The 18,297-nt window shown below is 69.0% G+C and carries 20 protein-coding genes; 14 read left to right on the top strand and 6 right to left on the bottom strand.

Annotated features, from left to right (window positions below; genetic code table 11):
- Positions 1 to 76 precede the first annotated feature (76 nt).
- The 5 genes from HWX55_RS21650 (at position 77) to HWX55_RS21630 (ending at position 5,548) form a co-directional block, all read left to right on the top strand.
- Positions 77 to 547, top strand: a complete 471-nt coding sequence (locus HWX55_RS21650; RefSeq protein ID WP_124554261.1) for a universal stress protein — start codon at positions 77 to 79, stop codon at positions 545 to 547.
- A 298-nt stretch (positions 548 to 845) separates the two neighbouring features.
- The gene (locus tag HWX55_RS21645) at positions 846 to 1,352 is read left to right on the top strand and encodes a cupin domain-containing protein (RefSeq protein WP_175977226.1); all 507 of its coding nucleotides are present in this window, start codon (positions 846 to 848) and stop codon (positions 1,350 to 1,352) included.
- Positions 1,353 to 1,537: 185 nt separating this feature from the next.
- On the top strand, positions 1,538 to 2,563 hold the full coding sequence (locus tag HWX55_RS21640) for a DedA family protein/thiosulfate sulfurtransferase GlpE (protein ID WP_175977225.1): 1,026 nt from the start codon (positions 1,538 to 1,540) through the stop codon (positions 2,561 to 2,563).
- A 457-nt stretch (positions 2,564 to 3,020) separates the two neighbouring features.
- Entirely contained in the window at positions 3,021 to 4,403 is a 1,383-nt protein-coding gene (locus tag HWX55_RS21635) for an amino acid permease (protein WP_175977224.1), read from the top strand.
- 209 nt (positions 4,404 to 4,612) lie between these two features.
- Positions 4,613 to 5,548 (top strand): universal stress protein, encoded by a 936-nt coding sequence (locus HWX55_RS21630; protein ID WP_175977223.1) that lies wholly within the window; start codon positions 4,613 to 4,615, stop codon positions 5,546 to 5,548.
- Between the two features lie 432 nt (positions 5,549 to 5,980).
- Here HWX55_RS21630 and HWX55_RS21625 read toward each other — a convergent pair whose 3' ends face one another.
- Together HWX55_RS21625 and HWX55_RS21620 are read right to left on the bottom strand one after the other, a co-directional pair.
- On the bottom strand, positions 5,981 to 6,415 hold the full coding sequence (locus tag HWX55_RS21625; protein ID WP_175977222.1) for a hypothetical protein: 435 nt from the start codon (positions 6,413 to 6,415) through the stop codon (positions 5,981 to 5,983).
- A 75-nt stretch (positions 6,416 to 6,490) separates the two neighbouring features.
- Positions 6,491 to 6,964 (bottom strand): hypothetical protein, encoded by a 474-nt coding sequence (locus HWX55_RS21620; RefSeq protein WP_175977221.1) that lies wholly within the window; start codon positions 6,962 to 6,964, stop codon positions 6,491 to 6,493.
- Here HWX55_RS21620 and HWX55_RS21615 point away from each other — a divergent pair.
- Positions 6,957 to 7,211: a DUF3562 domain-containing protein gene (locus HWX55_RS21615; protein WP_050011051.1), complete on the top strand. Its 255-nt coding sequence runs from the start codon at positions 6,957 to 6,959 to the stop codon at positions 7,209 to 7,211. The two genes, HWX55_RS21620 and HWX55_RS21615, sit on opposite strands and share 8 nt — an antisense overlap.
- 186 nt (positions 7,212 to 7,397) lie before the next feature.
- Positions 7,398 to 9,197, top strand: a complete 1,800-nt coding sequence (locus HWX55_RS21610; protein ID WP_175977220.1) for a methyl-accepting chemotaxis protein — start codon at positions 7,398 to 7,400, stop codon at positions 9,195 to 9,197.
- Positions 9,198 to 9,218: 21 nt separating this feature from the next.
- On the opposite strand, the gene HWX55_RS21605 is transcribed toward HWX55_RS21610, so the two are convergent.
- On the bottom strand, positions 9,219 to 10,259 hold the full coding sequence (locus tag HWX55_RS21605) for a sigma-54 dependent transcriptional regulator (RefSeq protein ID WP_175977255.1): 1,041 nt from the start codon (positions 10,257 to 10,259) through the stop codon (positions 9,219 to 9,221).
- Positions 10,260 to 10,649: 390 nt separating this feature from the next.
- On the opposite strand from HWX55_RS21605, the gene HWX55_RS21600 reads away from it, so the two are divergent.
- The 4 genes from HWX55_RS21600 (at position 10,650) to HWX55_RS21585 (ending at position 14,419) form a co-directional block, all read left to right on the top strand.
- A complete protein-coding gene (locus tag HWX55_RS21600; RefSeq protein ID WP_175977219.1) occupies positions 10,650 to 12,641 on the top strand; it encodes an ATP-binding protein in 1,992 nt (663 codons plus the stop codon).
- 66 nt (positions 12,642 to 12,707) lie between these two features.
- Complete coding sequence (locus tag HWX55_RS21595; protein ID WP_175977218.1) at positions 12,708 to 13,118, top strand: BON domain-containing protein; 411 nt, start codon at positions 12,708 to 12,710, stop codon at positions 13,116 to 13,118.
- 79 nt (positions 13,119 to 13,197) lie between these two features.
- The gene (locus HWX55_RS21590) at positions 13,198 to 13,746 is read left to right on the top strand and encodes a hypothetical protein (RefSeq protein ID WP_175977217.1); all 549 of its coding nucleotides are present in this window, start codon (positions 13,198 to 13,200) and stop codon (positions 13,744 to 13,746) included.
- A 49-nt stretch (positions 13,747 to 13,795) separates the two neighbouring features.
- A complete protein-coding gene (locus HWX55_RS21585; RefSeq protein ID WP_175977216.1) occupies positions 13,796 to 14,419 on the top strand; it encodes a DUF4142 domain-containing protein in 624 nt (207 codons plus the stop codon).
- A 32-nt stretch (positions 14,420 to 14,451) separates the two neighbouring features.
- On the opposite strand, the gene HWX55_RS21580 is transcribed toward HWX55_RS21585, so the two are convergent.
- The 3 genes from HWX55_RS21580 to HWX55_RS21570 all read right to left on the bottom strand — a co-directional run bounded on the left by HWX55_RS21580 (position 14,452) and on the right by HWX55_RS21570 (position 16,114).
- Entirely contained in the window at positions 14,452 to 14,955 is a 504-nt protein-coding gene (locus HWX55_RS21580; RefSeq protein ID WP_175977215.1) for a PRC-barrel domain-containing protein, read from the bottom strand.
- A 104-nt stretch (positions 14,956 to 15,059) separates the two neighbouring features.
- Positions 15,060 to 15,491, bottom strand: coding sequence for a CBS domain-containing protein (locus HWX55_RS21575; protein ID WP_012340039.1), 432 nt, complete (start codon positions 15,489 to 15,491; stop codon positions 15,060 to 15,062).
- Between the two features lie 374 nt (positions 15,492 to 15,865).
- The gene (locus HWX55_RS21570) at positions 15,866 to 16,114 is read right to left on the bottom strand and encodes a hypothetical protein (RefSeq protein ID WP_175977214.1); all 249 of its coding nucleotides are present in this window, start codon (positions 16,112 to 16,114) and stop codon (positions 15,866 to 15,868) included.
- Positions 16,115 to 16,236: 122 nt separating this feature from the next.
- Between HWX55_RS21570 and HWX55_RS21565 the strand changes: the two genes are divergently transcribed.
- The 3 genes from HWX55_RS21565 (at position 16,237) to HWX55_RS21555 (ending at position 18,241) form a co-directional block, all read left to right on the top strand.
- Complete coding sequence (locus tag HWX55_RS21565) at positions 16,237 to 16,536, top strand: hypothetical protein (RefSeq protein WP_175977213.1); 300 nt, start codon at positions 16,237 to 16,239, stop codon at positions 16,534 to 16,536.
- Between the two features lie 308 nt (positions 16,537 to 16,844).
- Positions 16,845 to 17,156: a hypothetical protein gene (locus HWX55_RS21560; protein ID WP_041492268.1), complete on the top strand. Its 312-nt coding sequence runs from the start codon at positions 16,845 to 16,847 to the stop codon at positions 17,154 to 17,156.
- Between the two features lie 203 nt (positions 17,157 to 17,359).
- A complete protein-coding gene (locus tag HWX55_RS21555) occupies positions 17,360 to 18,241 on the top strand; it encodes a MipA/OmpV family protein (RefSeq protein WP_175977212.1) in 882 nt (293 codons plus the stop codon).
- Positions 18,242 to 18,297: the final 56 nt, after the last annotated feature.

Raw genomic sequence — 18,297 nt, 5'->3', positions numbered from 1 at the left:
CCGGCGCCGGGCCGGCTCGCGGTAACGGGCCGTGGTTGCGCAACGCGCGACGCACGCCCGGTCGGAGGGACGGACCATGTACAAGCGGATTTTCGTCGGGCTCGATGGCAGCCCAAGCGCGCGTCTCGCGCTGAACGAGGCGATCCGGATCGCGGCCGCGTCCGGCGGCGAAGTGACGTGTGCGTACGTCGTCGAACATCGGCCGCAGCTCGTCGACGTCGACGCCGGCTTCGCAGCCGAGCGCGACGGCGACGTCGCCGCGACCGATGCCGCGACGCCGGTGCTCGACGACGCGAAAGCCGCGCTCGCGCAGCAGCATGTGCGGGGCACGGTGCGCGCGCTCGACGCGTACGGCGAGGACATCGCGACGGTGCTGATGCGCACGGCGGCCGAAGCCGACGCCGATCTGGTCGTGATGGGCACGAGCGGGCGGCATGGCCTGCGCAGGCTGTTGCTCGGCAGCGTAGCGGAATCGTTGCTGCGCGCGGCCGACCGGCCCGTGCTGCTGGTGCGGCACGCCGAGGGCGGGACGCCGGCGGCCGCATAAGCGACGCCGACGCCGCCTGTCCCGCGCATTGGCGGGCCGCAGGAGGCCGCGTGCTTGACCGCACATGGGCGTGATCGGCGTACTGCGCCGTGCGACCGGTACGTTCGCCGGTGCGTGATTGCACGTCGGCGGTTGCCTCCCGGCACGCAGTTCTGGCAGCATCGGCCGGTGTCCGCTTGTTCGCCGCGCGCATGGCCGCGGCGATCGACGCAGGGACATCCGGCGGCACGCGATCGCAAGAATGAGGATCGGGCAGCCCGCCGGATGCCGGTTTCCACCCTTACCGACGTCATCCGCCATGCCGATTTCCGCGCCCGACCTGATTCGCCAGTTCGACCTGCAGCCGCATCCCGAAGGCGGTTATTTCCGTGAAACCTACCGCGCGACCGATTCGGTCGTGCGTCCGGCCGACGGCGCGCCACGTGCCGCGTCGACCGCGATCTACTACCTGCTGTGCGACGGCGCGTATTCGTCGTGGCATCGCATCCGCTCCGACGAGGTCTGGCATTTCTATGCAGGCGATCCGATCGAAGTGTGGGTGCTCGACGCGCGCGACGGGCTGACGATCCACCGGCTCGGCAACCCGCTCACGCATCCGGGCACCGTGTTCCAGGCAGTCGTGCCGGCCGGAAGCTGGTTCGGCGCGCGCTGCGCGTCGCCGGAGCACGTCGCGCTTGTCGGCTGCACGGTGGCGCCGGGGTTCGAGTTCTCGGAATTCGAGCTGGCGGATGCGGCCGCGCTGACGGCCGAGTTTCCCGACTACGCGGAACATGTCGCGCAACTCGCGCAGCGGCCGGACGTGTGACCGTCACGGTCGCGTCACGCCGCGTGCAAAGCCCGTGCGGACGGCCCGTGTTCCGCGCGGTCGAGGCCAAACCCGTTTAGAATGCGCAGGATGCACCGGTCGGTCGCGGACATGCCGCGGCAGCCGTTGCGCCGCCGTACCGACGGCCTTGTCGCGCGGCCCGCATGTCTTCCAGGAGCGCCGCCGTGTGGCACTTTCCCATCGCAATTCCATCGTCGCTCGGCCCGTGGGCCGTGTTCGCGAGCGTGTTGATCACGCAGCTCGGCGTGCCGGTGCCGGCCGTGCCGATGCTGATTCTCGGCGGCACGATGGCGGCGATGGGGCAGGCGTCCTGGGTCAGCATGTTCGCGGCGGCGATCGGCGCGACGATGTTGGCCGATTCGCTGTGGTTCTTCATGGGCCGCACGCGTGGCCGGCGCCTGCTGAACGGCCTCGTGCGCTTCTCGCTGTCGCTCGACACGACGCTGCGTTTCGCACGTAACGTATTCGAAAGGTATGGTGCGCCGCTGCTCGTGCTGTCGAAATTCCTGCCGGGCCTCGGCCTCGTATCGGCGCCGCTGCTCGGCACGACCGCGATCGGCATCGGCGTGTTCCTGTTCTGGGATCTGGCCGGCGCGTCGCTGTGGGCGGCGTTCTGGCTGATCGGCGGCGCGGCCATTCACGACCAGATCGTCCAGTTCGTGCTGTGGGTGCGCGCGAGCGGCGGCACGATCCTCGACGCGTTCCTCGCGATCTTCATCACGTTCCTGCTGTACCGCTGGGTGCGCCGCGTGCAGTTCCGCCGCTATCTCGCGCAGGTGCGCATCTCGCCGCCGCAGCTCGTCGAAATGATGACGTCCGACGAGCCGCCGCTGATCTTCGACGCGCGGCCGAAGGCGATTCGCGAACGCGAGCCGTACCGGATTGCCGGCGCGGTGCCGGTCGATCTCGATTCGCCTGACCTGCTCGACCCCGAAGTGCTGAAGCGGCCGATCGTCGTCTATTGCGTGTGCCCGAACGAGGCGACCGCGAAGCGCCTGATCGCGAAGATGCAGCGCAAGAAGATGATCCACAACATCCGCGCGCTGAAGGGCGGGCTCGATGCGTGGGAAAAGCACGGTTATCCGGTCGAGCCGCTGCCGGCCGATCTGGATTCGGCGCGGTATTTCGTGCGGCCGGAGCAGGGCGGGCTGGAAGGCGAGTATACGGTGCGGGCGACGTTGTCGAAATAAATCCGCAGGCCGTAAATACGTACGCCGCGTCCCTCGCATTCAAATCCAACCACCGCTTCCCCCACCGCGATTTTCCCCAAAATCGCCTGGCGTGAAACCGCCGATCTTCCCTATAATCCCGCCTGCATAATCCGTGCGTGAGATTGCGCACATTCGACGCGCGTTCGTTCGCGCCGAAAGCGACGGATTCCGTTACCGCTCGTCACGCGCACAGCCGCGTCGCGCGGGGCGCTCGGGTGTATTCCGTGAAAGGCCCTATCCGTATTTCCGGCTTGTTCCGGAAATACGGATAATCCGCGCCAATTCCAACCGAATCGGCGCGGCATCCGTGTCGTTTCTCATTCGGAAATCGACAGCGGGGATTATTTCGTTTTCGGCTGCCAAAATCGGCATGAACGGTCGCGCATTGTCATCGACACAATGACGGCGGCCCGCTCGCGGCTGTCAGGAGACGAATTTGAAACAACCTGAAGACCAGTTGCACCGCGGGCTGGAAGAACGGCACATCAATCTGATGGCGCTCGGCGCGACGATCGGCGTCGGCCTGTTCCTCGGCTCGGCCACCGCGATCCGCACGGCCGGCCCGGCCATCCTGCTGACCTATCTGCTGGGCGGCCTCGCGATCTTCCTGATCATGCGCGCGCTCGGCGAGATGGCGATCACCAACCCGGTCGCCGGCGCGTTCAGCCGCTATGCGCGCGACTACCTCGGCCCGCTCGCCGGTTACCTGACCGGCTGGACCTACTGGTTCGTGTGGATCGTCACCTGCATGGCGGAAATCACGGCGGTCGGCGTCTACATGCACATGTGGTTTCCCGGCGTGCCGAACTGGATCTGGGCGCTCGCGGCGTTGCTGGCGATGGGCTCGGTGAACTTCATCGCGGTCAAACTGTATGGCGAATTCGAATTCTGGTTCGCGCTGATCAAGATCGTCACGATCGTGCTGATGATCGTTGGCGGCGGGTTGATGATCGCGTTCGGCATCGGCAACGGCGGCATCGCGACCGGCATCTCGAACCTGTGGTCGCACGGCGGCTTCATGCCGAACGGAATCAACGGCGTGATCGCCGCGCTGCCAATCGTGATGTTCGCGTATCTCGGCGTCGAGATGCTCGGCCTCACGGCCGGCGAGGCGCGCAATCCGGAGAAGTCGCTGACGAAGGCCGTGAATTCGGTGTTCTGGCGCGTGCTGATTTTCTACATCGGCGCGCTGTTCGTGATCATGTCGCTCTATCCGTGGGACCAGATCGGCACGCAGGGCAGCCCGTTCGTGATGACGTTCTCGCGGCTCGGCATTCCGGCCGCCGCCGGCATCATCAACTTCGTCGTGCTGACCGCGGCGCTGTCGTCGTGCAACAGCGGCCTGTTCAGCACCGCGCGGATGCTCTACAACCTCGCGCAGCAGGGCCAGGCGCCGGCCGCGCTCGGTCGCGTGAACCGCAGCGGCGTGCCCGTGTATGGCGTGGCCGTGTCGGTCGCGCTGTTGCTGATCGGCGTGTTGCTCAACTATCTCGCGCCGCAGCACGTGTTTACGTGGCTCACGTCGGTGTCGACGTTCGGCGCGATCTGGACGTGGTGCGTCATCCTGATCGCGCAGATGCGTTTTCGTCGCACGCTGTCGGCCGACCAGATCGCGCGCCTGCCGATCCGCGTGCCGCTCTTTCCGCTCGGTTCGTTCGTCGCGCTCGGCTTTCTCGTGCTGGTCGTCGTGCTGATGGCGTTCACGCCCGATACGCGCGTCGCGCTCGTGATCGGGCCGGTGTGGATCGTGCTGCTCGGCATCGCGTACACGCTGTTCTACGCGAGCCGTCCGGCTGCGTCGATGCCGACGAAGTCGTAAGCCGCGCGGGCACGGTGTCGCGCGACCGTTCGCGATCGTTGATCGCGATCATGCACGCGCGGGCCGGACGGCCTATGCTGAACGAACGCATCGCTTGTCCGCGCTTCGCGTGGCATCCCGCCGATCCCTGACCGCAGCGGCTGTCCGGCCGCCGCGCGAAACGCCCCGTCGTCGCCCGGCGACGACGTGCACGCACGGAGACCTTCGCCATGCAGCCTGCCCAGCCCATCCCGACGCTCGCGCGAATCGCGCTGGCCGTCGATCCGACGCCCGAATCGCTGACCGCCGCCCGTTACGTGCGCACGCTGCTGCGTCCCGGCATGCGATTGCGCATCATTTGCGCGATCGACAATCCGCGTCTCGTATTGCCCGACATTCCGCGCATCGACGCGCTGCTGACGTCGGCGCGCGAGGACATGATGCGCGACGCACAGGCCACCTGCGAGCGGATCGCGGCGCTGTTCGCCGACAGCGAGATCGAAGTCGAACAGGTGGTCGTCGATACGTCGGTCACGGGCGGCTCGGTCGCCGACGCACTGGTCAACGATACGTCGACGTGGCACGCGGACGTGCTGGCGATCGGCGCGAATCCGCATCACGGGCTTTTGCGGCTGGTCGAAGGCGCGATGTCGGACACGCTGACGAAACGCGCGCGCTGCGCGCTGCTGATCGTGCCGTCCGCCTATGCACGGACGTCGGACGGCACGCTGCAGCGGCTGATGTTCGCGGTCGACGGCAGCGAGCCGTCGCTGCACGCGGTGCGCGTCGGGCTCGGCTTCGCGGCGCCGACGACGTTGCTGTATGCGGCGTACGTGATCGATCGCGCGGTTCGTCTGACCGATGTCGTGCCGGTGCGCGCCCTCGAGGATGCGTACCGCGCGGAGGGCGAGGATGCGCTCGCGAAGATCGGCCCGCTGTTTCATGCGACAGGCAATCCGACCAAGCGCGGCATCGTCGAAACGCATCCGACCAGCGACGACGTGGCCCATGCACTGATGCGCGACGCGGTGCACTGGCGGGCGGAGCTGCTGGTGGTCGGCACGCACGGCCGTCGCGGCATCGCCGCCTGGCTGATCGGCAGCGTCGCGCGGCGGGTCGCGCATCTCGCGCAGGTGCCGGTGCTGCTGGTGCGCGGTGCGGAATGAATCGCGCGTCGTCGCGATCGAAGCGGTATGGGTTGACCTGCATCAGAAACGCGGCGCATGTCGCGTGAGACAGTGGGGGAGCGCCCCCGCGACGCGGCTGGCCTTCGCATGCATGCGGGACCAAGGCCGCGCCGGCATGCGAAAGGCGATGAAAGGCGATCGCTGTCGCACTCGCCGCCACATCATGTTCGGGAGCCGCGCCGCGTGTGTGTCCGGCGCGCCATCCGACCGGAAACTCTCTGGCACGAGGGTAGGCAACCGACGGTTGCCTTGGAGGACGGGCGGGGTGGAAGTCACCCCGTCCGCTTTCCGCCTGGCCCCGTCGAATTCATTTCCCCGCACGAATGGTCTGGAATGCGGCCGCGTCGAGCGGCGCGTCATCGCGCGCGACCGATGCACGGCGCCGTGCCGTGCGCCGGTGACGTGCGCAGATCAGACGGAGCGAAGAATCGATCGCAGGTCGTGCCGGCGGCCCGTGCAGCGACGGGCCCGCGCATGCGGACGCACGACATGGAGCGGCGCACACGCGCTGCACGTGCGGCTGCGCAAACGATTCGCATGCGGCCAGCCGGGGCGCGCCTTGCGACGCGGCTCCGATGCGGCCGGCGCGTCGGCCGCGTTGCGCGCGGACAGCGCCGCGGCGAATCGCTGCAACGCGAGGACCGACCCCGCGACGCTCTGATACTTCTCGCGGCCGATCTGCCCGTCGAGCGTGACGAGCAATCCGGCCTCGCGTGCGAGCGCGAGCAAGGTGTCGAGGTCGTCGGACGGACGGTTGCCGGCCGACGCGGGCCGGGCGGGCAGGGCGCGCGCGTTGCCCGACGCGCGCCGCTGGCCGTCCCGGCCCGGTAAGGTGCGATGTGCCATGGTTGGTCTCCTGCGCCGGACCCCGCGTGCCGGCTCGATGGCCGACTGAGCGATGTTCCGGTATGAACGCCTGGTTCATGTGATCAGTATCGTGTGGCGACGGCGCGTTGCCAAGCGGCGCGCGCTGAAGTCGCTGTCAGGAAATTGCGCGACGCTATCGGAATCCGCTGACACGCGCGGCGGATGATCGGCCGCACCGCCGCGTTCGTCCGACGAATGCATCGCAGGGGGCGCTTGACGCATGATTTCGGACGGTCTAAGTTTCCCCACTGCATCGGCGTCGCGCGGCGGTCCACCCGCCGCCCGTCGCCCATGCCGCGCCCCGGGGTGGCGTGGCAAGGCTTCCATCCAGTCTCGTTCGCGGGCCATGTGCACCGCGAACCCTGCGCGAACGGTTCGGAAACGGATCGACGCGGCGGCACGCAACGTGCCGTTGATCGCGCGCAAACCCGCGCCGGCGCATCGTACGCCGCGTGTCTGTCCAGTCTTTAAGCTTCCAGTACCGTCATCTTTTCGTTCCTCGACCGTCAGGAGTCTGTCGATGTCCAAGGACAATTTGCTCGATTCACTGAAGGAAGCCGCCGAACGGCGCGCGATCGGCGCGGATCAGCTGCGTGCGATGCTTGACGACGAAGTGCGTGCGCTGTCGTCCGGCGCGCGCGTGCACGACTACATCCACGTATTCGCGATCCGGCACCTGCGCGAGCGGATGCGCCAGAAGGATGTCTTCGACCGCGACACCCGGGCCGATGCGGCGCCCGCGGACGCCGATCCACGTCCGCGCCACCGGCTGTAGCTAGTGGTCGGCGCGCAGCACGCCGGTCGAACCCGGCCATCCTGACGATCCCTTGACAGTCGCGGACACCTGTCGTCATACGTTTCAATGAATCGTCACAACGACCTCAAGTAAGTGGCCCGATTTGCCGTTTACACGGTGAATTCGTCCAATCGGGCGTTCCCGCTCCCTTACCGAGTCGTTGCCATGTTTTCGTCCATTCGCGCCCGCATCCTTGCCGCGTGCGTCGCCATCGTCGTATTCGCGCTCGTCGCCACGACCCTGATCAACTATTTCATCGCACGCGCGTACAACGACGACGCGATCGACCGCAACCTGACCTCCGTCGCGAGCGGCCACGTGGTCGGGATCGCCGACTGGGTCGCGACCCGCAGCCGGATGATCGCGTCGCTGCAGGATGCCGCGCTGACGCCCGACCCGCTGCCTGTGTTCAAGCAGATGGCGGCGGCCGGCGGCTTCACGAACGTCTATGCCGGCTATGCCGACAAGGCGTTCCACTTCTCCGACCCGACCGGCATCCCGCCCGACTACGACCCGACGGGCCGCCCGTGGTACAAGCAGGCCGCGCAGGCCGGCAAGCCGGTCGTCACGCCGCCGTACGTCGATGCCGGCACGGGCAATCTCGTCGTCACGTTCGCGGTGCCGATCCTGCGCGACGGCGCGCTGAAGGGCGTGGTCGCCGCGGACCTATCGATGGACAGCGTGATCGCCAACGTCAAGTCGATCCGCCCGACGCCGGCGAGCTTCGGGATGCTGGTCGACAGCAGCGGCCACGTCGTCGCCCACCCGGACGCGAAGCTCACGCTGAAGCCGGTCGCCGACGTGTCGCCCGAACTCGGCTCGCTGGGCGTGGCGTCGATCGCGGCGGCGAACGCGCCGGTCGAGGTCGGCGTCGGCGGCGACGCGAAGCTGGTGCGCGCGAAGCCGGTGCCGGGCACCGACTGGTACGCGCTGGTGCTGCTCGACAAGACCGAGGCGACGGCCGGGATGCGTTCGCTGCTGACCGCGTCGCTGATCACGCTGATCGTGATCGTCGGCGTGGCGTCGCTGATCATCGGCGCGATCACCGCGACCGCGTTCCGCCGCCTGTCCCAGGTGCGCCAGGCGATGGCCGCGATCGGCTCGGGCGCCGGCGACCTGACGAAGCGGCTGCCGGCCGACGGCCGCGACGAAGTCGCCGACATCGCGCGCTCGTTCAACAGCTTCGTCGACAAGCTGAACGACGTGATGCGCCAGATTCGCGACGCGAGCGAATCGGTGCGCACCGCCGCGAACGAGATCGCGGCGGGCAACCAGGACCTGTCGTCGCGTACCGAATCGGCGGCGGCGAGCCTCGAGGAAACCGCCGCGTCGATGGAAGAGATCACCGCGACCGTCGGTCAGTCGGCGGCGGCCGCCGGCCAGGCCGACGAGCGCGCGGCGGCCGCGTCGCGGATCGCGTCGCACGGCGGCGTGGTCGTGTCGGACGTCGTCGCGACGATGGGGAAGATCGAGGAAGCATCGGGCCGGATCGGCGACATCATCGGCGTGATCGACGGGATCGCGTTCCAGACCAACATCCTTGCGCTGAACGCGGCCGTCGAGGCGGCGCGGGCAGGCGAACAGGGCCGCGGCTTCGCGGTCGTCGCGCAGGAAGTGCGCAGCCTCGCGCAACGCAGCGCCCAGGCCGCGCGCGAAGTGAAGGTGCTGGTCGAATCGACGGTCGCGAGCGTGTCGGCCGGGGCCGGGCAGGTGCGCCAGGCCGGCGATACGATGCGCGAGATCGTGGCCAACGTGGCGAACGTGACGACCATCATCTCCGAGATCACGCATGCGGCGAACGAGCAGACGCGCGGGATCCAGGAAGTGAACCGCGCGGTCAGCCAGCTCGATGAGATGGTGCAGCAGAACGCGGCGCTCGTCGAACAGTCGACCGCGGCCGCCACCGCGCTGCAGTCGCAGGCGAACGCGCTCGCGACGACGGTCGGGCAGTTCAAGGTCGCCTGACGCGGCGGCGGACCGCGCCGCTTACGAACCGTCCTGATCGCGCATCAGCGCGAGCCGGTTGTAGAGCGTCTTCAGGCTGATGCCGAGCGCCTTGGCCGCGCGCGGCTTGTTGCCGTCGAAGTGACGCAGCGTCGCCGCGATGAAGCGCTGCTGAGCGTGGTGCAGCGTCGCACCGACCGGCAGCGCCATCGCGCCTTCCGAGGCACTGTCGGCCACCGGCATCGGCTGCTTCGGCAGGGCGACGTCGATGCCTTCGTCCGCCAGGATGTACGCGCGCTCGATCGTGTTATGCAGTTCGCGCACGTTGCCGGGCCACGAATACGCGCGCAATGCGGCGATCGCCGCGTCGGTCAGCCGCTTGTGCGCGCGATGCCGCGCGTTCAGCGTGTCGACGAATTCCTGCGCGATCGTCTCGACGTCGCCGTCGCGCTGGCGCAGCGGCGGCACGTAGATCGCGAACGCGGCGAGGCGGTAGAACAGGTCCTCGCGCAACCGGCCGTCGCGCACCGCGTCGGCCGGATTGTGGCGGGTGGCCGACACGAACCGCACGTCGAGCGGAATCGATTCGGTGCCGCCCACGCGCACGATCGTGTTCGACTCGATCGCCCGCAGCAGTTTCACCTGCAGCGCGGCGGGCATTTCCGCGACCTCGTCGAGCAACAGCGTGCCGCCGCGCGCGGCTTCGAAGAAACCCTCGCGCTGCGTGATCGCGCCGGTAAAACTGCCTTTCTCGTGCCCGAACAGTTGTGCCTCGGCAAGATCGGCCGGAATCGCGCCGCAGTTCATCGGCACGAACGGGCCGTCGCGCCGCGCGCTCAGATCGTGCAGCCGGCGCGCGACGATGTCCTTGCCGACCCCGCTTTCGCCGGCAATCATCACGCTCGCGCGGGTGGGCGCGATTTTGTCGATACGGGCGAGCAGCGTGCGCATCGCGGCGGACCGGCCGGACAGCCGGCGACCGTCTGCGCGCTGCTTCGTCCGGTTGGCGGATTCACCCATAAGCGTTCGCGGGCCGTTTTGAAAAACGGCATCACGCGTCCCGTTGATTGCAATATTTATCATCGACAGCGAAACGACCGCGAAGGTGCCGCGGAATAGAAAATTCCAATGTGTGCGGCGTGAGCGAAAGAAATCGTCCATCGTTTTTCGCGCACCCTTGCACGACGCCTCGGCCGGGTGACAATCGGCGCTTTTTTACAGAAACCCGATGAAAAAAGCGGCCGGCAACCCATTGCAACGGTGCGCGCGACAACACCGACAGCCTCCATCCGGGCTCCAGCCGGCGCGGGCGCAGGGTCCGGCCATCCATTGCCGCGAGCGCGGTGCGAGGCCGCGGCCGGGTACGCTGTTTGCTGACGCGTTCACGCTCGCCCGGCGCGCTCGACGGTATGCCGGATGGCCGAAAGGCGGCATCCCCCCGCACGACGGGAGCCGGCGCGATGCAAGGACGCAATGAGGACTCTGACCCGTGAGTTGTTCCGGCAGGGTGCATGGGTCGTGCTGGCCGTCGGGCTGGCGTCCGCGCTGCAGGCGTGGGCGATTCGGGCCGTCGGCCAGCACGCGCCCTTTGCGCCGCTGCCTTTTTATGCCGGCGTGGCGGCCGCCGCATGGCTGACGTCGTTCGGCGGCGGCCTCGTCGCGACCGTCGCGAGCGTCGGCGTGATCTCCGCATTGTGGTGGCGCGACGCGCCGCTGGCTACGCTGCTGGCGCAAGCCGGCGCGTTCGTCGCGATCGGTTTCGTCGAATGCGTGCTGGTGGCGGCGGTGAAGCCGCTGCTCGCGAACGATCGTCCGCACGGGACCGGCGACCACGACGGCGATCCGCATCCGCCGCATCGCGAGCCGTCGTCCGTCGCGCGCGTGCCCGACGACGGGCTGCTGCGCCGCGTGGTCGATGCGTCGCCCGATGCGATCGTCGGGACCGACGCCGAGCGCCGGATCGTCAGCTGGAATCCGGCCGCGGCACACATCTTCGGCATCGATCCGGCACAGGCGAGCGGACGCGACATCGTCACGATGATCGCGCCGCGCTGGTTGCGCCGGCATGCGGTGCCGGCGTCGTTCGCGAACCTGCGCACGCCGGTCGGGCCGCTCGACGTCCTGTGCGTGCGCCCCGACGGCGGCCGTTTTCGCGCCACCTTCGCCGCGTCGCCGCTCGTCGACGCGCAGGGCAACTGCGCGGGCCTGTCGCTGACGCTGCGCGAAGCGGGCGAACGCCGCCGCAACGAACGCCACCACCTGCGCTCGCTGCGCGGCGCGCGCGATGCGCGCGTGCAGGCCGACGCGTCGAACCGGCTGAAGGACGAACTGCTGGCGACGGTGTCGCACGAACTGCGCACGCCGCTGAACGTGATCTACGGCTGGGTCGAGGTGCTGCGCAACGCCGACGGGCAGGGCCTCGCGCAGCAGGCGGTCGACGCGATCGATCGCAGCGCGCGGTCGTTGTCGCACATGGTCGCCGACCTGCTCGACGCGTCGTCCCTCGCGACCGGCCGGCTGCGCCTGGAACGCGTGCCGGTCGATCTCGTGCGGATCGTGCGGGACGCCGCGCGCGAACTCGACGCGACGGCCGAGGCGAACGGGCTCGTGCTGTCGACGGAGTACGCGATGCCGGCCTGCGTGATTCCGGCGGACGGCGAACGCCTGCGCCAGGTCCTGTCGAACCTGCTGTCGAACGCGATCAAGTTCACGCCGCCGGGCGGACGCATCAACGTGTCGCTCACGCGTGCCGGGGAGCGCGTGCGGCTGTCGGTCTCCGATACCGGGCAAGGCATCGCGCCGGAATACCTGCCGCACCTGTTCGACACGTTCAGCCGGCCGGAAGGCGCGTTCACGTCGCCGAAGCGCGGCCTGGGGCTCGGCCTGTCGATCGTGCGCAACATCGCGCAGCTGCACGGCGGCGAGGTGGTCGCGACGAGCGCGGGGGTGGGGCGCGGCATGACCGTCACGGTGACGCTGCCGGCCGGCTGGGACGCCGACGATCCGGTGGAGCAGCCGCCGCGCACGAAGCGTATGTCCGATACGGTCGCGCTCGACGGCCAGCGCGTGCTCGTGGTCGACGACGACCCGACGTCGCGGACGAGCCTCGCGGTGGCGCTCGAAACGATGGGCGCGCAGGTATCGACCGCGCGGTCGGGGCACGATGCGCTCGACGCGGTCGAGCGGCAGCAGCCGAGCGTCGTGCTGTCGGATCTCGCGATGCCGGACGGCGACGGTTACTGGCTGCTGGACCGGATTCGCCGCCTGCCGAACGGCGGCGGGCATCTGCCGGTCGTCGCCGTCACCGCGCACGCCGGCAAGGCAGACCGGCGCCGCGTGATGGCCGCGGGGTTCGATGCCTATCTGTGCAAGCCGGTCGACATGCCGACGCTCGCGAGCGTGATCGTCGACGTCGTACCGGACGACCCGAACGACAGGAGCGGCGGGAAGCCGCGCGAGCAGTAGCGGCGCACACGGACGGCGCGGCACGCCGGTCGCCTGACGCTGAGCACATACGAAAAAGGAGACGCGATGGACGCAACGGAAAACCCGCGGCGCGACGGCACGGACGGCAAGCCGGCACGCACCCGACGCAGGACGCCGGTCGTGCCGATCGCGAGCATACTGATGCTGTCGTGTGCATGGATCGCGACGCCCCGCTACGCATCGGCCGACGAAAGCACCCATGCGAAGCTGGCGAGCCAGGCGTCGGCCGTCGGGGGCCAGATCCGCGATGCGACGCTCGCGTCCCGCGTCAGGGCCGCGCTCGTCGCCGAACGCGGCCTGGCCTCCGGCGACATCGACGTGCAGGTTCGCGACCGCGTGGTCGAACTCACGGGCAACGTACCCGACGAGCGGCAACGCGCGACCGCGATCCGCGTCGCGCACGACGTCAGCGGCGTGAGCGGCGTGCGCGACAAGCTGCAGATTCGCCGGAAGTAACGTGATGCGCGGGCCAGCGCCGGGCCGATCGGGCGTCGCGCGCCCGCGACCCTGCGCGTCACCGGGCAGGAGGTTCGACATGGACACCATCATCGCGGGCCGCTTCTCGCGGCTCGAGCAGGCGGAACGCTGCGCGGAGCAGTTGCGCGGCCACGCCATTCATCGGGACGACGTGAAGGTCTTCTTTCTCAATCCGCCCGGGCAGCACGCGCTGTTCTGGCTCGGCGGCGACGTCTATGCGGACTCCGCCGCGCGGCCCGGCGGCCTCGGCGCGCTGGAAGGCGTGGCCGTCGGCGCGGTCGTCGGGCTCGCCGGGGCCGCGCTGCTGTATCTAGGGGGTCTTCATTCGCCGCTTGCGTGGATCGGCGTGCCGCTCGTGGGCGGCTATGTCGGCGCGTTGTGCGGCGCGCTTGGCAAGATGCGCGGCGATGCGCCGGAGGGGCATGGCGCGTTGAAGCAATGCGAAAACGGCGTCGTGCTGGCCGCGCATGTGACGCGGCGCACGATCACGTTCGCGGAGCGGACGATGCTCGCGGCCGGCGCGCTGTCGGTGGAGCGCACCGAGGGCGCATGGCACAACGGCGCGTGGACCGATTTCTTCACGTCGTCGGCCCATCGTCCCGCGTGACGGCACGCCGCGCGGCCGGCCCGCTCCGTCGTTCCACACGGAGGCCCGGATGACGAAAACGAACCGAATCGAGCAACGCGCGCGTCGGCGGCTGGCCAGCGTGCTGACGGCCATCGCCGGCGTCCTGGCGTGCGCGGCCTCTCACGCGCAGACGCCGGCTTCGTCCGCCCGGGTCGCACCGGGCGTCATCCTCCCCGGCCCGACCGCCGACGAGCCCGGCATGACACAGCGGCCGACCGGCATCGACGCCGAGTTCGTCGACAAGGCCGGCATGATCGGCAAGGTGGAACGGCAGGCCGGCCAACTCGCGCTCGACCGCTCGTCGAACGCGGACGTGAAGGCCTTCGCGCGCCGGATGGTCGACGATCACGCGCGTATCGCGGACGAACTGCGGCACCTTGGCGCGCAAAAGGGCGTGCCGGTCCAGACGCGAATGCTCGTGGACCCGGCCGTGACGGCATTGCGGGCGAAGAACGGGCGCGCGTTCGATACGGCGTATGTGGCGCTGGCCGGCCCACACGCGCACGAAGCGGCGGTCCGGCTTTACGAAGCCGAGGCGAAAGAGGGCCGCGACCCCCAGCTACGCGCATTCGCGGCCCGCACGCTGCCCACGCTGAACGCGCATCTGGGCGCCGCGCGGCAACTCGCGAAGGCGGTGGCCGCCGCGCAGTGACCGGCCTTCGGGCGGGCAGGTTCAGACAGGCTTCAGTGCTGCCGCGTGCCGTCTTCGGGGCCGCCCGGCGACGCCTCGTACGGCGGCGAATCGAGCGCCGTTTCGCCTTCCTCGATCAGCCAGTACGGCGAACGGCCGTAATACGCATGCAGCGCTTCGGCCCACTCGGGGTCGGCCATCGTCGGCCAGCGGCTCTTGTCGAAGCCGGGCGCCTCGCGCACACGTGCAGTGTCGACGGGCAGCACGAAGCATTCGCGTTCGGCATCGAGAACGAGCGCGTTCCACGGCACCGCGAGCAGCTTGTCGCCGATCCCGAGCAGACCGCCGGACGACACGACCGCGTACGCGATCCGTCCGGTGCGCACGTCGAGCATGATGTGGGCGATCTTGCCGATGTCGTCGCCGTCCATCGTCAGCACGCGATCGCCTTCGAGCGTGCGGGCGGCCATGACGTCGGGTCCCGGCCCGCCGGCGACGGTGCGCGGATTCGCGCCGACGATGCGCGCGGCATCGCGCGACGGTTTGTCCGTTGTCATCGAAAACCTCCTGGTCGAAGCGGCGCCCGCGGCCCGCGCGCAAACTCGTTGCGCGGGTAGTGCGCCGGGGCGGCACGCCGCGGGATGATCGGGGCGCCGGTCGGTCAGCGGCGGCGCGGCAACGAGACGTCCTCGAGCGTATTGGCCAGCTCGTCGCGCGCCGGGCCGCCCGCGCGCGTCGCGATGTCGCCGAGCGACACCATGCCGACGAGCTTCAGGCTGCGGTCGAGCACCGGCAAGCGGTGCAGCTGCACGTCGGCCATCCGCTGTTGAACGTCGCCGACGCCGTCGTCCTCGACGCACCACTGCACGGGTCTGGACGCGACCGCCTGCACCGGCGTATCGGGCGAATGGCCGTGCGACAGCGCCCGCACCGCGAGGTCGCGATCGGTCACGATCGCGACGAGCTCGGCGCCGTCGCAAACGGGCAGCACGCCGATATCGAAGCGCTGCATCAATTCGGCCGCATGGCGAATCGTGTCGGTCGGCGCGACGCACACTACGTCGCGCGACATGATCTCGTTGACGCGATACATGAACGCCTCCTTCGTGATCGGGACGATACGGGAGCACCGCTTGTGCCACGCGCACGGCGCGTACACCGGAGCCAAGGCCTGTTCACGCTGATCACGCACCTGCACCGGGCTTGCCGGGCGACGGAGAAATTTGCCAGCGCGCTTGTACATCTTCCACGGCGGCAGCCCGCGGCGGGTCGATGCGGGACGTCAGTGACCGATGCCCGTCATCGTGACGATTGCCAGCACCACCGCGCTTTCGATCGCGGCCAGCGCCGCGACGCCGGCCGCGCCACTGATTTCATGCCATCTACGTTCAAGGACTTTCATCGGATCGCTCCTGATTTGGGCCGACGCGGGGTGCGCTACCACGCAACGCGCGCCGGATGCCACCGTCAGCCGTGATCGCGGGGCGGGGAAGGGACGTGCGGCGCGCGACGTTCGCGCTCGCCGGACGGCTTGGTGGGGTCGATACGCGTCGCACCGCCGACGGCGGGCGGGTCGCTGGCCGGAAACGTCTCCTCGAGCCCTTCGTCGATGCGCTCCTCCGTCTTGTCTTTAGACGGCGGACGCGACGAGGCGAGCCGGAGCAGTCCGGCAGCCGGTGACACGGCGTCGCGGCGGCCGGTGGCGTATACGGTCATGGTCGAACCTCCTTGTCGATGAGAAGTCGCAAGCACCGTACCCGCGGCAGCCGGGGGCACGGCGCTTGCAAGCCGGCGGGAACCGGCCGGCACGCGCCCGGGATGGACGAGAGGACATCGTGATGAATGCAGCCAGGGAAAGAATACGTTACGACGCGAACGTATGCGGTGGCGATTTCGGCCATGTGCGCGAGCGTTTCGATACGTGGAAACGCGAATCGCGGCTTTATCGGCCGGAGCGGCGCATGTTCGACGGCAAGGACGAGGTGCGCGAACTGAATGACACCGTTTACGACGGCGCGGAACGCGCGCAGCAGGCACTCGTCGCGCAATGCGAACCGTCCGATCCGTTCGCGCTCGCCGTGCAGCTGACCGCCGAGGGGCGCACGATGTGGCTCGTCATGGCGGCGTACGACGCGTGAGCCGACCGGCCAACGGGCGCGGCGCGACAGCAGGCACGGCGCTTGCGAGGGCTCGCCTCGCCATTGAACGGCGCGCGCCGCCGCGCAGGAGTGACATGAACACGCCATCCATGCTGCACCGCCCCGAACCGACGACACCCGACGTCGACCCGGATCCGCCGCCGCCCGGGCACGACGACCCGGTCGATCCGCCCGTGCCCGACGGGCTGCCGCAAGGCGACCCGCCGTCGAACCCACCGCCGATGCGGATGCCGGGCGGGCGCCGTGCGCCACGACCGGCCACGCGAACATTGAAAAGGAGGACCGTCATGGACATTCACGTGCAATCGCCAGACAAGCGCGCGATCGCTCAGGTACTGGGCCGCTATTTCGAATCGCGTTCGCTCCGCTATCACATCGAGGAATTGCCCGGCGGCGTGCTGCAGATCGGCTTTCGCGCGAGCGGCCGTCCGGTCGCCGTCACCGTTTCGTTCGACGATGCCGCCTACGACACCTACACGCACTGGGACGCGAGCCAGAAGCAGCTCGCGCTCGGCCGGCTCGCCGACGGCTTCTCGCGAATGATGTCGACCCGCAGTCCGGCCGCGCTCGCCGGCGACTATCACGTCGAGCGTTTCTGATTCCGCAATCGTCCGCCGGCTCATGCCGGATTCCGGCAAAGTGCCCGCCCACAACGGGCGCTTTGCGTCTGCGCGCGCGTCGCGTAGGATGTCCGTTAATTCAGCGCATGCTACGTTCGCGCCGCAGGCTGCCTGCCGTTGCAGCCGATGAAGCGCGACGCGCTTTCCCTCAGGTTCGTTTCGTGCAACCGACGGAGACCGCCTTGACCACTGTTGCTCGCCTGTTGCTGTCCCCCGGCGTACGCCGGTTCGTATCCGGCCTGTCGGCATTCGCGGCGCTCGCCGCCGCCGGCGCCCGCGACGCGTCGGCCCAGACGCCTTCGCCGCTCGGCGAATGGCAATACACGGCGGGCGTACCGCTCCAGAAACTCTTCGATCCGAACATCCCCACGTGGCAGGTGAGCGTCGGCGCCGCGATGACGCTGCAGCCGCGCTACGCGGGCTCCGACCGCTATCGCGTGATGGGCGGCCCGAATTTCGACATCCGCTATCGCGACCTATTCTTCCTGTCGACGGGCGAGGGCCTCGGCGCGAACGTGCTGCGCGGGCCGAACTGGCGCGTGAGTTTGTCGGTCGGCTATGACCTCGGGCGCCGGTCGGCCGACGATCTCGGCCATCTGAACGGTCTCGACAACATCAACGCGGCGCCCGTGATGAAGCTCGCGGCCGACTACGTGGTCTCGAAGGATTTCCCGCTCGTGCTGCGCGCGGACATCCGGCGCAGCATCGGCGGGTCGAACGGCTGGACCGGCGATTTCTCCGCGTACATGCCGATGCCCGGCAGCAACGAGCACTTCTTCTGGTTCGCGGGGCCGACCGTGACGTTCGCCGATTCCCGCTACATGAACAGCTGGTTCGGCGTGAACCAGGGCGCGGCCGCGCGCTCCGGGCTGCCGGCCTATTCGTCGGGGGCCGGGATCAAGTCGGCCGGCGTGGGCATGACGATGGTGTGGTTCGTGAACAAGCACTGGTTCGTCACGGTGGACGGCGCGCTCGAGCAGCTCGTCGGCCGCGCGGCGCGCAGCCCGATCACGCAGCAGTCGACCAACGGCGTGTTCGACATGTCGGTGAATTACCAGTTCTGACCGGCCGGGCAGCGCAAGGGCGATGCCGCGTGCGGCATTGCCCGTCATATTTGATA

This window comes from Burkholderia sp. BCC1047 (assembly GCF_902833155.1).
Classification (GTDB): domain Bacteria; phylum Pseudomonadota; class Gammaproteobacteria; order Burkholderiales; family Burkholderiaceae; genus Burkholderia; species Burkholderia sola.
This window is presented reverse-complemented; position numbering and strand designations above follow the sequence as displayed.

What these genes read in the sequence shown, in the direction of transcription:
- HWX55_RS21650 (WP_124554261.1), top strand. Translation starts at nt 77, where the DNA reads ATGTACAAGCGGATTTTCGTCGGGCTCGATGGCAGCCCAAGCGCGCGT.
- HWX55_RS21645 (WP_175977226.1), top strand. Translation starts at nt 846, where the DNA reads ATGCCGATTTCCGCGCCCGACCTGATTCGCCAGTTCGACCTGCAGCCG.
- HWX55_RS21630 (WP_175977223.1), top strand. Translation starts at nt 4,613, where the DNA reads ATGCAGCCTGCCCAGCCCATCCCGACGCTCGCGCGAATCGCGCTGGCC.
- HWX55_RS21625 (WP_175977222.1), bottom strand. Translation starts at nt 6,415, where the DNA reads ATGGCACATCGCACCTTACCGGGCCGGGACGGCCAGCGGCGCGCGTCG.
- HWX55_RS21615 (WP_050011051.1), top strand. Translation starts at nt 6,957, where the DNA reads ATGTCCAAGGACAATTTGCTCGATTCACTGAAGGAAGCCGCCGAACGG.
- HWX55_RS21610 (WP_175977220.1), top strand. Translation starts at nt 7,398, where the DNA reads ATGTTTTCGTCCATTCGCGCCCGCATCCTTGCCGCGTGCGTCGCCATC.
- HWX55_RS21605 (WP_175977255.1), bottom strand. Translation starts at nt 10,259, where the DNA reads ATGATAAATATTGCAATCAACGGGACGCGTGATGCCGTTTTTCAAAAC.
- HWX55_RS21600 (WP_175977219.1), top strand. Translation starts at nt 10,650, where the DNA reads ATGAGGACTCTGACCCGTGAGTTGTTCCGGCAGGGTGCATGGGTCGTG.
- HWX55_RS21595 (WP_175977218.1), top strand. Translation starts at nt 12,708, where the DNA reads ATGGACGCAACGGAAAACCCGCGGCGCGACGGCACGGACGGCAAGCCG.
- HWX55_RS21590 (WP_175977217.1), top strand. Translation starts at nt 13,198, where the DNA reads ATGGACACCATCATCGCGGGCCGCTTCTCGCGGCTCGAGCAGGCGGAA.
- HWX55_RS21585 (WP_175977216.1), top strand. Translation starts at nt 13,796, where the DNA reads ATGACGAAAACGAACCGAATCGAGCAACGCGCGCGTCGGCGGCTGGCC.
- HWX55_RS21580 (WP_175977215.1), bottom strand. Translation starts at nt 14,955, where the DNA reads ATGACAACGGACAAACCGTCGCGCGATGCCGCGCGCATCGTCGGCGCG.
- HWX55_RS21575 (WP_012340039.1), bottom strand. Translation starts at nt 15,491, where the DNA reads ATGTATCGCGTCAACGAGATCATGTCGCGCGACGTAGTGTGCGTCGCG.
- HWX55_RS21570 (WP_175977214.1), bottom strand. Translation starts at nt 16,114, where the DNA reads ATGACCGTATACGCCACCGGCCGCCGCGACGCCGTGTCACCGGCTGCC.
- HWX55_RS21565 (WP_175977213.1), top strand. Translation starts at nt 16,237, where the DNA reads ATGAATGCAGCCAGGGAAAGAATACGTTACGACGCGAACGTATGCGGT.
- HWX55_RS21560 (WP_041492268.1), top strand. Translation starts at nt 16,845, where the DNA reads ATGGACATTCACGTGCAATCGCCAGACAAGCGCGCGATCGCTCAGGTA.